Consider the following 13871-nt stretch of genomic DNA (forward strand, 5'->3'; position numbering starts at 1 on the left):
TTCCGACCCACTGTAGTGCTGCCGGAGGGGGCGCCGGCCGAACGGATTCCGACGGTCCGCCGCCCGACGGAAAGACGCTCTTCCGTGGCCGATGGTTGCCGGAGCGACGCCCTCAACGGTCCAAGCAGGCACTTTTCCGAGCAGAGCCGACCATTCAAGATCACAAACGAGTGGCCGCCGGGCGTGTTGTCAGCGGCAGGTGACAGGATGCCCCCAGTACTGGCCGACGTGCCCGTGTGCGGTGGGGGGAATCACAGCGCGAGTCCCCGCGCCGGGCGCCCAGCGCAGAAGGGACCGCTGACGGCGATGCAGATCCGGCTGACCGTCCTCGGGCCGCGCAGCGGCCAGACCGAGCAGCAAGGCCGCCCCACGGCGGCGACCGGGGCGCAGGGCGCCTGTGACGTCCTGGTCACCGCGCCCGCGGGGACCGCGCTCGCCGCGGTGGCCTCGGGCCTCGCCACGGCCGTCGCGGGCGCCGAGAGCCCCCTCGTGCTGTACGCGGGACCGGAGCGCCTCGACGCCCAGCGGTGCACGCTCGGCGAGCCTCCCCTGATCGACGGCGCCGTGCTCTCCCTGGGGGCGCCCGGCGAGCCCGGCCCCGAGCTGGCGGAGGCCGCGGCCCAGCTGCACGTGGTGGCGGGGCCCGACGCCGGCGGCGTCCATCTGCTGCACGGCGGCCAGATCCGCGTCGGCCGCTCCGCCGAGGCGGACGTCGCGCTGGACGACCCCGACGTCTCCCGGCTGCACTGCGCGGTCACCCTCGCCGCGGACGGCCGCGTCACGGTCGAGGACCTCGGCTCGACGAACGGCACGTCCGTGGACGGCAGGGAGGTCACCGGACGCCCCGTGCCGGTCTCCACCGGCTCCCTGCTCCGGATAGGCGAGTCGGCGCTGCGCCTCGCGGACGGCGCCCTCGGCCCGGCCGCGGGGACCGGCGGCGCCCCGACCACGGCCCCCGACGGCGAGGGGCACGTGCGCGTGCGGCCCGCCGAGCACCCGCAGCCCGCCTTCCGGCCCCCGTCCGCCCCCGAGGCCGCCAGCCACCACGCGTACGGCACGGCGGGCTGGGGAGCCGCGGGCGACGCCGGCGCGGCCCCGGGGGCGCACGCGGCCCCGCCCGGCGCCCACCACCCCGGCGCCGCCGAGCCGTACGGCTCGGCGGGATGCGGAGCGGCGGGCCGGGCCCCGGCCGCCCCGCCCGCGGCGGGCGACCCGCCCGGCGCCGAGCGGGCGCGCGTGGGGACGCCGCCGCGCGGGACGGCGGTGCCGCGCTCCGTGCGCAGGCGCGGCGGCCTCTCCGCCTGGGCCCGGCGCCTGACCGGGGCCAGGGACGGCGAGCAGGGCCGCGGCGCCCCCGGGTCCCCCGACCTCTACGAGGACGACGGCTTCGACGACGAGGAGTTCGGCGCCGCCCCCGAGCCGACCCCGGAGGAGCTCGCCGTGGCCGCCGCCGCGCGGACCCCGGAGTCCTGGCCCGACCCCGCGGCCCTGCTGCTCACGGCCCTCGGCCCGGGCCCCCGCCTCTGGGAGCGCGGCCCCGGCCACCCGGAGGCCCTCGCGGTGCGGCTCGGCACGGTCGACCGGGTCGGCCCCGGCGACCAGGGGCTGCTGCCCGCCGTGCCCGTCACGGTCGGCCTGCGGGAGGCGGGCGCGCTCGGCCTCGCCGGGCCCCGCGAGCGGCTGAGCGGCCTGGCCAGGGCCGTCGTCGCCCAGCTCGGCGCGCTGCACTCGCCCGACACCCTGGAGATCGTGCTGATCAGCACGGACCGGGCACGCCCCACCGCGCGGCGCACCGCCGAGTGGGCCTGGCTCGGCTGGCTGCCCCACCTGCGGCCCACGCACGGCCAGGACTGCCGCCTCCTCCTGGCCTACGACCGCGAGCAGGCCGCGGCCCGCACGGACGAGCTTCTGCGGCGGCTCGACGACCGCATCGCCGACGAGGACCGGGGCGCGGCACGGGCCGGGGCGCCCGCGTCGCACACGGTCGTGATCGTCGACGGCGACCCGGGGGCCGCCGGGCTGCGGGAGGCCACCACCCGCCTGGCCGGGGAGGGCGCCCGCGCGGGGATACACGTGGTGTGCCTCGCCGAGACCGAGGCCGCCTCGCCCGCCTCCCCGGTCCTCGACACGTACGAGGCGGCCTGCGCGGTCTCGCCCGCCTTCCGCGCGTGCGGGGCCGTGGCGCTCCTCAGCGGGGACGTGGCGACCGCGCTGCGGCTGATGCGGACGGCGGGCGGACGCCCCGCGGGGCACGGCACCGTCGCCGCGGTGGACGCGGTGTCCGCCGCCTGGGCCGAGCGGTTCGCGCGGGCTCTGGCGCCGCTGCGCGCCGACGGCGGCCCCGGCGAGGGGCACACGCGCGTGTCCGCGCCGCTGCCCCAGGCCGCGCGGCTGCTGGACGAGCTGGGGCTCGCGCGGGCGACGCCCGCCTCGCTGATGGCCCGCTGGGCGGCGGCGGGCGACGACCCCGAGGCGCTCGGCGGCCGTGCCCTCGCGGTGCTGGGGGCCGGGCCGCGCGGTCCGGTCGTCGCCGACCTCGCCGCCGACGGGCCGCATCTGCTCGCCGAGGGCCCCGCGGGCAGCGGGCGCACCGAGCTGCTGCGCTCCCTGGCCGCGTCCCTCGCCGCCGCCGAGCGGCCCGACCGGCTCGGCATCGTGCTCGTCGACGGACGGGACAGCGGCGGCTCGGGCGGCGCGGCGGGACGGCAGGGCGCGGGGCTCGGGGTCTGCACCGACCTGCCGCACGTCACGACGCACCTGGTGGCGAACGACCCGGTCCGCATGCGGGAGTTCGCCCAGTCCCTGGCCGCCGAGCTGAAGCGGCGCGCCGAGCTGCTCGGCAGGCTCGGCTTCACCGAGTGGCACACGCAGCGGGAGATCTCGGGGCGGATGGTGGCCCAGCGCTCGCCGTCGTCCGCCGGCGGCGGGGCCTTCAGGGCGTCCGCCGCCAGGGCGTCCGCGGCGGCCGGCGGCCAAGGGGCCACCGGTGCCCCGGGCGGGTACGACGCCTCCGGCGCGGCGGGCGGCGCGGGGCCCTCCCCCGCGACCGGCCCCGGGGCTCAGGGAGCGCCCGGCGACGCCCCGCCGGGCGCGGTGGACGCCCCCGGCTCCCCCTCCGTGCCGCCCCAGGCGGCAGGGGGCGACATCGAGACGCCGCCCAGCGCCACGATGCGGCTGCGGCCCGCCGCGCGGCAGCGCGTGGAGCCGGGGCCGCCGCTGCCCCGGCTCGTGGTGATCGTCGACGACTTCGACGCGCTGCTCTCGCCCGCCCTCGGCTCCCCCGGGCGGCCCGCGGCCGGATCGGTCGTGCGCGCGCTGGAGGCCGTGGCGCGCGACGGCGAGCGGCTCGGGGTGCATCTCGTGGCGTCCACCGGCCGCTGCGAGCGGATGCCGGAGACCGAGCTGGGGCAGCGGGCCTCGCTGCACGTGGCCCTGGACGCGGTGACCGCGGGGCCCGACGAACCGGCCCCCGGGCGGGGCGAGCTGCGCTCCCCGGACGGCCGGGCCACGCCCTTCCAGGCGGGCCGGGTCACGGGACGCATTCCCCGTACGGCGACGCTGCGGCCCACGGTCGTGCCGCTGGAGTGGGAGCGGATGGGCGATCCGCCCGCCAGGCGGCCCGTCCGGGAGCTGGGCAACGGCCCGACGGACCTCGCCCTGCTCGCGAGCGCCCTGGAGCGAGCGGCGCGTTCGGTGTCGGCGGAGGAGGTCCCGTCCTTACTGTGAGCGGGACCGTGAGCGCGAGCGCGGGCGAGGCTGCGGGCGCGGGCGCGACGACCGGGTGCGGGCTCGCCGCCGCGCCGCTCCCGGCGGGCCCACGCCCCGTCGGCGTCGTCGGGAGCCGCTGCCCGCCCCCGGTGACGGCTATCCGCACCCCTGACGGGAAAAGACCGCTTCGCGGCGCATGACGCCACGTCACAACGCCATTACGATCAACGAGTTGACAGCGCAGGCCATCTTGCCGCCCCTCCCCGCCCGGGCGTAGACCAGACCCGGACGGGACTCGTCAGGGAAGAGAACGGGGCAGTGATGCGCAGCACTCTTCGTACACGCAGGGCTTCGCTACATCGGCGTACCACCGCCAGGATCGCCGCGGCCGTCGTCGCGGGCACGCTCGCGCTGACCGTCACCGCGTGCGGTGGCGACGACGACAAGGACGGCGAGGGAGGCAAGGGCGGGGGCAAGGACACCGGGACGGCGCTGAAGCTGCCGAAGCTGGACGGGGAGAGCGTCTCCGTGGCGGCCGTGTGGGGCGGCACGGAGCGCAAGGTCTTCCTGAAGGTGCTCGACGAGTTCGAGAAGAGGACGGGCGCCAAGGTCTCCTTCGTGCCCGCGCAGGACCCCATCATCAGCTTCCTCGAATCGAAGGTGGCGGGCGGGCAGCCGCCGGACGTCGCGATGCTGCCGCAGGTCGGCGCGATCGAGCAGGCCGTGGCGAACAAGTGGGCCAAGCCGGTCGGCCCCGAGGCCCAGAAGCAGCTGGAGAAGAATTACGCCAAGGGCTGGCAGGACCTCGGCTCGGTCGACGGCGAGCAGTACGGCGTGTATTTCAAGGCGGCCAACAAGTCGCTGGTCTGGTACAACGCGAAGGTCTTCGAGAACGCGGGGGTCAGCGTGCCCAAGACCTGGGACGACTTCACGAAGACGGCCCAGATGATCTACGACTCGGGTGTGCCGCCGGTATCGGTCGCGGGCGCCGACGCGTGGACGCTCACCGACTGGTTCGAGAACGTCTACCTCTCCCAGGCGGGCCCCGAGAAGTACGACCGGCTCGCCAAGCACGAGATCAAGTGGACGGACCCCTCGGTCAAGGAGGCGCTGACCACCCTGGCGGAGATCTTCGGCGAGAAGGGCTTCGTCGCGGGCGGCGCGAGCCGTGCGCTGCAGACGGAGTTCCCGGCGTCCGTGAAGCAGACGTTCAAGGGCGGCGACCAGCCCGCCGCGGGCATGGTCTTCGAGGGCGACATGGTCTCGCTGGCGATCTCGGAGACCAAGGCGAAGGTCGGGACGGACGCCAAGGTGTTCCCCTTCCCCGCGGTCGGTGACGAGTCCCCCGCCGTGGTCGGCGGTGACGCGGCCGTCGCGCTGAAGGACAGCAAGGGCGCGCAGGCGCTGCTCACGTTCCTCGCCTCGCCCGACGCGGCGAAGATCTGGGCCGAGGCGGGCGGCTTCATCTCGCCGAACAAGAGCCTGGACCTGGCGGCGTACCCGAACGACGTGCAGCGCGACATCGCCGAGAACCTGATCGCGGCCGGTGACGACATCCGCTTCGACATGTCCGACCAGGCCCCGCAGTCCTTCGGCGGCACGCCGGGCAAGGGCGAGTGGAAGGCGCTCCAGGACTTCCTGAAGAACCCGAAGGACGTCACGGGCACCCAGAAGGTACTGGAGACGGCCGCCGTCAAGGCGTACAAGGACTGACGCGGTGACGTCCGCGAACGCCGGTGGCACCCCGCGAGCGGTGCCGCCGGCCCCGACCCCGCGCAAGAGCGTGACCGGCACCCGTACGTCGATGGCGGTGCTGTTCCTGCTGCCGGCCCTGGTGCTGCTGGGCGCGCTCGTCCTCTACCCCATCGGGTACTCGCTGTTCCGCAGCTTCTTCGACGACTCGGGCGACTTCACGGCGTTCGGCAACTACGAGACGCTGTTCACGGACGACAGCATCCGCACCGCCATCAAGAACAACGCGGTCTGGGTGGTCGTGGCGCCCACCGTCGCGACCGCGCTCGGCCTGATCTTCGCCGTGCTGACCGAACGGGTGCGCTGGGGCACCGCGTTCAAGCTGGTCATCTTCATGCCGATGGCGATCTCCATGCTCGCCGCGGGCATCATCTTCCGGCTCGTGTACGAGTCGGACCCCGACCGGGGCGTCGCCAACGCGGTGGCGGTGAGCGTGCACGACACGTTCGCCGAGTCCTCCGCGTTCCCCCAGGCGCACCCCAGCATGAAGTCGCCCCTGAAGAACGCGTCCGGGGGCGCCTTCATCACCCGTGAGCCGGTACGGGCGGGCGCCCCGGTGGTTCTTCCGCTGGTCGGCGTGGCGCCGGACACCATGCCGGACGGCGCGAAGCCGGCGAAGCCCGCGCAGGCCGACCCCGACCAGGTGACGGGGACGGCCTGGCAGGACTTCACGCGCGGCAAGGGCCGGGGCGAGGTCAACGCCCCCGACACCGCCGAGCTGGGCTACGACGGCATCAAGATCGAGGCGGTCAGGGACGGCGAGGTCGTCGCCTCGACCACGGCGGGCGCCGACGGCACGTTCGCGCTGCCCAAGGAGGCGGACGGGGCGCAACTGCGCTTCCCCGCGTCGAACTTCCGCGAGCCGTACAACGGCGTCGAATGGCTCGGCCCCACGCTGATCACGCCCGCCATCATCGGCTCGTACCTGTGGATGTGGGCGGGCTTCGCGATGGTCCTGATCGCGGCGGGCCTGGCGAGCGTGCCGCGTGAACTCCTGGAGGCGGCGCGCGTGGACGGCGCCAACGAGTGGCAGGTGTTCCGCCGGGTGACGGTGCCGCTGCTCGCCCCGGTCCTCGCGGTGGTGCTGGTCACGCTCATGATCAACGTTCTGAAGATCTTCGACCTGGTCTTCGTGATCCCGCCGGGCTCCTCCAAGGACGAGGCGAACGTGCTGGCGGTGCAGCTGTACAACTCGGCGTTCCTCGACAAGGACTCGGGGGTGGCGAGCGCCATCGCGATGCTGCTCTTCCTCCTGGTCATCCCGGTGATGCTGTTCAACATCCGGCGCATGCGGCGGGAGGCCAAGCGATGACCGCCCCTACCGAAACGGTGAAGGCCCGGCAGTCCCTGGGCGGGCGGATCGCCTCCCTCCTCGGCAGCACCGCGCTGCGGGTGTTCCTGGTGCTCGTGGGCCTGTTCTGGCTGGTGCCGACGATCGGCCTGCTGATCGGCTCGTTCCGCACTCCGGCGGACATGAGCGAGAGCGGCTGGTGGAAGGTGTTCTCGGCGCCTTCGCAGATGACGCTGGAGAACTACAGCAATCTGCTGAAGGACGAGACGATCACCGACTCGATCCTGTCCAGCGTCATGATCACCGTGCCGGCGACGCTGCTCGTGGTGGTCATCGGCTCGCTCGCCGGCTACGCCTTCGCGTGGATGGAGTTCCCGGGCCGCGACTGGTGGTTCCTCGGGGTCGTCAGCCTGCTCGTGGTGCCCGTGCAGGTGGCGCTGGTGCCGATCGCCGACCTCTTCGGCAAGATCGGCATCTTCGAGACGACGATCGGTGTGATCACCTTCCACGTGGCGTTCGGGCTGCCGTTCGCGATCTTCCTCCTGCGGAACTTCTTCGCGGAGATCCCGCGTGAGCTCCTGGAGGCGGCGCGCCTGGACGGCGCGGGTGAACTGCGGCTGTTCTTCCGGGTCGTGATGCCGCTGGGGGCGCCCGCGATCGCCTCGCTCGGCATCTTCCAGTTCCTGTGGGTCTGGAACGACATGCTGATCGCACTGATCTTCGCCGACTCCAAGAACCCGCCGATCACGGTGGCGCTCCAGCAGCAGGTGCGGTTCTTCGGCGACAACGTGCAGGTCCTGGCGCCCGGCGCGTTCATCTCGATGGTGATACCGCTGGCCGTGTTCTTCGCCTTCCAGCGGCAGTTCGTCTCGGGGGTGATGGCGGGCGCGGTGAAGTGATCACCGCCCTCCGGCAGGCCGGCCTCCCCGCACGCACCGTTCGGCCGAATGGAGCCTTGTCGGTCCTATGTACCTACAACACGCGCGGTGAGCGAGGAGGTCACGGGCGGACGCGGGGCAAAGTGGTGCGATGCACCGCATTGGGATCACGCCCCCGCGCCTCCCCGGGCTCCCGTCGCCGCTCGGGCGGCGGCTGCGCGCCGCCACGCGAAGCACGCGGTTCCGTCTGGAGCGGGCCGCCGCGGGGCGGGTGCGCGGCCGGTCCGAGCCCCTGCTCACGCCCGTGCACCTCTCGCTCAGGGACAGCAGGACGCTCAACCTCGCCCTGGACGCCGCGGGCGTCGGCGCCGCGGACCGCGCCCGGCTGCTGATCAGCCGCGGCCCGCGCGGGCTCGCCGTCCCCCTCGTCCACGAGACGCACACCGCGGGCGCCCCGCTGCTCACCGCCACGGTCACCCTGCGGGACATGCGGGACGGGGTGTGGCGGCTCACCGTCGAGACATGGGACGCCGGCGGCCGCGTACGGCGTCGGGGCCTCGCACCCGCCGCCGACGCCGCGCCGCTCGCCACGCCGACCCTGCCGCACGCCCCCGACCCGCGGACCGGCACCCTCGTGCGGATCGTCAGGTGCCGCAGCGGGCGGGCCGCGCTCCAGGCCACGCGGTCGCGGCCCCGCGCGGAACTGGTGCGGTTCGAGCCGCGGGGCGACGGGATCACCGTCCACGGCCGCCTGGTGGGCGCGGCGTCCCCCGACCGGCGCGCGCGGGCCGTGCGGCGCAGGGACAAGGTGACGGTGCCCGTCGACGTCGCGTGGTCGGGCGCGGCGTTCACGCTGCGGGTGCCGCTGGCCGCGATGACCGGGGCCGGGCCGGGCCAGTGGGTGTGGGACTTCCGGGTGGGCGGCCTCCCTCTCGGGCGCTGGCTCTCCGACGTACGGGACCCCGCCGCGGCCTGCCCCACGCCCTTCCGCGTCTTCGCGCTGCCCGGCGGGGCGCTGGTGCGGGCGCACGCCCACTTCACCGGGACCGGCGCGTTCGCCGTGACGTGCTGGGACATCACCGACCTGGCGTGGACCCCCGGACAGGGCCCCGCCGGGCAGGTCCCCGTCCCGGACGCGGCGTCCGGGTCCGGCCGACGGGAGCTCACGGAGGAGACCTCATGAAGATCACGTATCTGCTCGGCTGGGGCGACGAGATGGGCGGGACCGAACTCGCCACGTACACCCAGGCCAAGCACCTCGCCGAGCGCCCGGACATCGAGGTCGAGATCGTCTCGGTCTTCCGCACCCGCGACGAGCCGTTCTTCGTCGAGGCACGCGCCCTGCCCGTCCGCTACCTGGTGGACCGCACGGTCACCCCGGAGCGGCCGGTGCGCGACTCGGACCTCGACGACGCCGCGTGCCGGACCCTGGCCGCGCTCCCCAGCGAGCTGATCAGGCCCGCCTGGGAGGACGCCTTCGACCGGCTCTCCGACATCGAGATGGCCGACGCCTTCGCCCGCCTGGAGACCGACGTCCTGGTCACCACCACGCCCGCGCTCCTCGCCGCCGCCGTGACCCTCGCCCCCGCGCGCGTCGTCACCGTCCACCAGGAGCACCGCCCCACCCAGCGGCGCGGCCCCTCCGGCGAACCGCTGCTCCTGCACGCGCCGCGCCTGGACGCCCTGGTCACGCTGACCGGCCGCACCCGGGACTGGATCGCGGAGTCCCTCGGGCCCACCGCGCCCGAGCTGGCCGTCATCCCGAACGCCGTGCCGGACGGCTTCCGGCCGCGCGCCGACGGGGAGTCCACGGTCATCGTCATGGCCGCCAGGCTCACCGGCGAGAAGCGCGTCGACCACGCCGTGCGGGCCTTCGCCGAGGTCGCCGACGCGCACCCGGAGTGGACCCTGCGGATCTTCGGCGGCGGCCACCGCGAGCGGCACCTGCGCCGCCTGGTCGACGGCTTCGGCCTGCACGACCGCGTCGAACTCCTCGGCCCCTGCCAGGACATGGCCGCCGAGTGGGCGAAGGCCGGGCTCAGCCTGATGACGGCGGGGCACAACGAGGCGTTCCCGCTGGTCCTCCTGGAAGCGCTGGCCGCCGGGGTGCCCGTGGTGGCGTACGACGTGCTGACCGGGCCCGCCGAGATCGTGCGGCACCGCGTCGACGGGCTCCTCGTGCCACCGGGGGAGATCACCGAGCTGGCCGCGGCCATGGGTGAGCTGATGGGCGACCCGGAGAAGCGGCGCGCCTGCGCCCGTGCCGCGCGCGAGGGCGTCTACGCACGCTTCTCCTCGGCCGCGGTCACCGCCCGCTGGGAGGAGCTGTACCGGCGGCTCGTGGCGGGGCGCGACCGTCCCGAGCGGCTGCGGGGGCGCGCGGACCGCGTGGCGCTCGGCGTCGCGTCCGGCGGCTGCGGGTTCCGGCCCACCGCCCCGCACACCTTCGACGCCGCGGCGGCCGACGGCGAGCGCGCGCGTGAGGACGAGATCGTCGCCGCCGACACCACGGGCCGCGTCATCCGCTCGGTGGGCCGCCTCGCCGAACGCCGCGACGACGTCCTCGCGCCCCGCATGGCGGCCTGGAACCTCGAACTCACCGCGGACGCCCTGGAGGCGGAGGGCGTCCCCTACGTCAAGGTCCGCACCCACGACGGCACGGCCCACACCCTGGCCGTGGCCGCCGAGCACCGCGACCACGCGCTCAAGGCCCTGGCCGGGGCGTTCGCGGGGAAGCCCGTCTACGCCGAGCTGGTCAACCCGCGCGACGCGGCGCCCGGCGCGGTCCTCGCCGAACGGCTCGACGCGATCGGCGAGGTGGCGGGCGTCAAGGTATTCAAGCCGGTGACGACGACCACGCTGTCCCTGCGCCACGGCACGGCCCAGGCCTGCACGGTGGCGTTCTGGGGGCGGACCGAGGGCGGCCCGTTGGGCACGGAGGGCTTCCGGGCGCCCTTCGGCGCGACCCTCGCCGGGGCCGAGCTGCCCTCGCTCACGCCGACGGCGACACTGCGCGTGGCGGAGCGGGACTACCCCACCCTCGACGTGTTCACCGAACTGCTCGTCAAGGACGTCGACTTCCCCGTCGACGCCGTCTACACCTGGGTCGACGACTCCGACCCCGAGTGGCGCGCCCTGCGTGACGCGGCACGGGGCGCGGCGGGGCGCGAGACCGCCGACGACGGAGCGGTGCGCTTCCGCAACCGCGACGAGCTGCGGTACTCGCTGCGCTCCCTCGCGATGTACGCGCCGTGGATCCGGCACGTCTACCTCGTCACGGCCGGCCAGCGCCCCGCGTGGCTCGACGCGGACCACCCGGGCCTAACGGTCGTGGACCACCGCGACCTCTTCGCCGATCCCGGCGCGTGCCTGCCGACCTTCAACTCGCACGCCATCGAGTCCCAGCTCCACCGCGTCGACGGCCTGTCGGAGCACTTCCTCTACTTCAACGACGACATGTTCCTCGGCCGCCCCACCAACCCCGACACCTTCTTCCACAGCAACGGCATCGCCCGCTTCTTCTGGTCGTCGGCGTCCGTGCCCGCCCTGCCGGTCTCACCGGACGACGAGGGCTATCTGGGGGCGGCGAAGAACAACCGCGAGCTGCTGCGCCGCGCGTTCGGCAGGACGACGACGCACAGCTTCTTCCACGTGCCGTACGCGCTGCGCCGCAGCGTCCTGGAGGAGATCGCCGAGCGGTTCCCGCAGGAGTGGGAGGCCACGTCGCGCAGCCGCTTCCGCTCGACGGGCGACCTCTCCGTCGTCTCGTCCCTGCACCACCACTACGCGTACCTCACCGGGCGCGCCGTGCCCGGCGGCATCTCGTACGACTTCGTGGACATCGGGGACCGCAAGGACCACGCGCGGCTCGGGCGGCTGCTGCAGAACCGGGACCGGACGGCGTTCTGCATCGGCGAGTCGCACGACAGCGGCATGGCGGACGAGGAGATGGCGCTGGCCATCCGGTCGTTCCTGACGGCGTACTTCCCGGTGCGCTCGCCCTACGAGCGGTCGCGGGCCGTCACGGACGCGCCGTGAGGAACAGTTCGCGGACCACCCGCTCGGCGGCGCCCCCGTCGTCGTAGGGGCAGAAGCGGGCGCGGAACGCGGACCGCAGCGCCGCCGCCTTTGGGGAGTCCCAGGCGCCGTCCCTGAACAGCTGCGCCAGGGCGTCCTCGGTGGTGGCCGTCGCGCCGGGCGTCTCGCCGGGGCGTCCGGAGAGCACGTCGAAGTAGGTGCCGCGGGCCAGGCGGTAGGCCTGCCAGTCCGGCGCGTACGTCACGATCGGCCGGTCCAGGCAGGCGTAGTCGAACATCAGCGAGGAGTAGTCCGTGACGAGGGCGTCGGCGGCCAGGCAGAGGTCCTCCACGCGCGCGTGGCCGGTGACGTCGACGAGCTGCGGATGCCGGTCGAGCCCGGCGGCGACGCCGTAGAAGTAGTGGGCGCGCACGAGCACGACGTACGAGGGGCCGAGGCGCTCGGCGAAGCGCGCGAGGTCCAGGCGGGGCTGGAAGCCCTTCTGGTAGTCGCGGTGGGTGGGCGCGTAGAGCAGCACGGTGCGTCCGTCGCCGACGCCGAGCCGGGTGCGGATGCGCGCGATCTCCTCGTCGTCCGTCGTGTAGTACACGTCGTTGCGGGGGTAGCCCGCCTCCAGGGCGCGGTAGGCCGTGGAGGGGTAGACCCGCTCCCACACCTCCGTGGAGTGCGGGTTGGAGGAGAGACTGAGGTCCCACTGGTCGGTGTGGTCGAGGACCTTCTGGAAGCTGATGCCGTGGGTGCCCGCGGGGTAGCGGCGCTGGTCGAGGCCCATCGTCTTCAGGGGCGTGCCGTGGTGGGTCTGGAGGTAGACCTGCCCCGGGCGTTTGGTGAAGCCGCCGGGGAAGCTGGAGTTGTTGACGAGGTACGTCGCCCTCGCCATCGCCTCCCAGTACCGCCGCGAGCCCTCGATGACGTACTCCACGCCCGCGGGCACCTTGTGCTTGTTGCGGCCGGAGACCACCCACACGCCCCGGATGTGCGGGGCGAGTTCGCGGGCCTTGGCGTGGATCGCGGCCGGGTTGCAGGAGACCCCGCGGTTCCAGTAGGCGCCGTAGACCGCGAGGTGGGGGTCGAGGGAGCGGCGCAGGTCGGCGCGGTAGACGGCGCGCATGGCGCGGGCCCGCAGCTTCTTCTTGCGCTGCTTGAGCTCCCTGGTGACGCGGGCCCGCCGGGCGTCGGCCTCGCGCAGGCCCGCGTAGGCGGCGTAGGAGGCGGCGGCGAGCGCCTTCTCCGCGGGGCTCCGGGGCTCCGGGGCCCGCTGGGGCGCGTACGCCCGGTACACGCGCGCCGCCTCGCGGAAGAAGTCGCGCCGGTCGGCCGCCCGGACGCGCCCCGGGTCGTCGAGGACGGCCATGAGGTGCGCGGCGGCGTGCGGCAGGAGCCGGGCGCGGTCGGCGGGGCCGGCGGCGGCGAGCAGTTCCTCGTACCGCTCGACGACGGCGAGGTGCTGCCTGCCGGGCGTCTTGGCGAAGCTGCCGCCGCGCCGCTCGCGCCAGCGCACGCAGTTCCGGTCGAGGACGGCGACGCGGTCCCCGGCCCGCAGGGTCGCGGTGTGGACGGGTACGACGTCCTCGTAGGGCCCCGCGGAGAACGCGAGTCCGCGCTCGTGCCAGAACGCGCGCCGGAAGACGCGGTTCCAGGCGGCCGGGGTGTGGCCGAGCGGGTCGCCGGTGAGGCGGTCGCCGCCGGGGCGCACGTGCTCCCACCAGTCGACGCGGTCGTGGCCGAACAGCAGGACGTCCGGCTCACCGTGTTCGGTGAGGGCGGCGTCCAGGGCGTCGAGGGCGCCCGGCAGGAGCAGGTCGTCGCCGTCGAGGAAGAGCAGGTGGTCGCCGGTGGCGCGGCCGACGCCGGCCTCGCGGGCGGGGCCGGGGCCCGACCGCGCCGGGAGCCGCACGAGTTGCACGCGGGGATCGCGCTCCGCATACTCCCCGGCGATCGCCGCACAGGCGTCCGGCGAGGCGTCGTCGACGACGATCAGCTCGACGTCGGCGAAGGACTGTGCGAGCACGGAGTCCAGGCATTCCCGCAGGTAGCCCTGGACACGGTGGGCGGGGACGATGACCGAGAAGCGCGACATGGCAACCGACCGTAGCCAGCGGGACACCCCCTGTCGAAGACCACGCGTCACTCATCCGGGTGGAAGGCGGCGAAGTGGCTGACCAGCGCGAGCGAGCAACGGGCAAAGGGGATAAATATGCCCG

The 13871-nt window shown here is 74.7% G+C and carries 7 protein-coding genes; 6 read left to right on the forward strand and 1 reads right to left on the reverse strand.

Translation table 11 applies throughout. The features are described from left to right. The first annotated feature begins 306 nt into the window (after nucleotides 1-306). The 6 genes from DCW30_RS06850 to DCW30_RS06875 all read left to right on the forward strand — a co-directional run bounded on the left by DCW30_RS06850 (nucleotide 307) and on the right by DCW30_RS06875 (nucleotide 11667). Complete coding sequence (locus DCW30_RS06850) at nucleotides 307-3726, forward strand: FHA domain-containing protein (RefSeq protein ID WP_129299886.1); 3420 nt, start codon at nucleotides 307-309, stop codon at nucleotides 3724-3726. 303 nt (nucleotides 3727-4029) lie between these two features. Next, entirely contained in the window at nucleotides 4030-5421 is a 1392-nt protein-coding gene (locus DCW30_RS06855) for an ABC transporter substrate-binding protein (protein ID WP_076689255.1), read from the forward strand. 70 nt (nucleotides 5422-5491) lie between these two features. Then, complete coding sequence (locus tag DCW30_RS06860) at nucleotides 5492-6772, forward strand: carbohydrate ABC transporter permease (protein ID WP_062781464.1); 1281 nt, start codon at nucleotides 5492-5494, stop codon at nucleotides 6770-6772. Next, entirely contained in the window at nucleotides 6769-7650 is an 882-nt protein-coding gene (locus tag DCW30_RS06865) for a carbohydrate ABC transporter permease (protein ID WP_062781448.1), read from the forward strand. Before DCW30_RS06860 ends, DCW30_RS06865 begins: the two co-directional genes overlap by 4 nt. 130 nt (nucleotides 7651-7780) lie before the next feature. Further along, on the forward strand, nucleotides 7781-8812 hold the full coding sequence (locus DCW30_RS06870) for a hypothetical protein (RefSeq protein ID WP_076685868.1): 1032 nt from the start codon (nucleotides 7781-7783) through the stop codon (nucleotides 8810-8812). Next, nucleotides 8809-11667, forward strand: a complete 2859-nt coding sequence (locus tag DCW30_RS06875; RefSeq protein ID WP_076685866.1) for a stealth conserved region 3 domain-containing protein — start codon at nucleotides 8809-8811, stop codon at nucleotides 11665-11667. Before DCW30_RS06870 ends, DCW30_RS06875 begins: the two co-directional genes overlap by 4 nt. Here DCW30_RS06875 and DCW30_RS06880 read toward each other — a convergent pair. After that, nucleotides 11651-13747: a bifunctional glycosyltransferase/CDP-glycerol:glycerophosphate glycerophosphotransferase gene (locus DCW30_RS06880; RefSeq protein ID WP_076685864.1), complete on the reverse strand. Its 2097-nt coding sequence runs from the start codon at nucleotides 13745-13747 to the stop codon at nucleotides 11651-11653. The two genes, DCW30_RS06875 and DCW30_RS06880, sit on opposite strands and share 17 nt — an antisense overlap. Nucleotides 13748-13871 lie beyond the last annotated feature (124 nt).

This window comes from Streptomyces alfalfae, from assembly GCF_004127445.1.
In the GTDB taxonomy this organism is placed as follows: Bacteria; Actinomycetota; Actinomycetes; order Streptomycetales; family Streptomycetaceae; genus Streptomyces; species Streptomyces alfalfae.

Coding starts and splice junctions, on each gene's coding strand:
- DCW30_RS06850 (WP_129299886.1), top strand. CDS start 307: ATGCAGATCCGGCTGACCGTCCTCGGGCCGCGCAGCGGCCAGACCGAG.
- DCW30_RS06855 (WP_076689255.1), top strand. CDS start 4,030: ATGCGCAGCACTCTTCGTACACGCAGGGCTTCGCTACATCGGCGTACC.
- DCW30_RS06875 (WP_076685866.1), top strand. CDS start 8,809: ATGAAGATCACGTATCTGCTCGGCTGGGGCGACGAGATGGGCGGGACC.
- DCW30_RS06865 (WP_062781448.1), top strand. CDS start 6,769: ATGACCGCCCCTACCGAAACGGTGAAGGCCCGGCAGTCCCTGGGCGGG.
- DCW30_RS06870 (WP_076685868.1), top strand. CDS start 7,781: ATGCACCGCATTGGGATCACGCCCCCGCGCCTCCCCGGGCTCCCGTCG.
- DCW30_RS06880 (WP_076685864.1), bottom strand. CDS start 13,747: ATGTCGCGCTTCTCGGTCATCGTCCCCGCCCACCGTGTCCAGGGCTAC.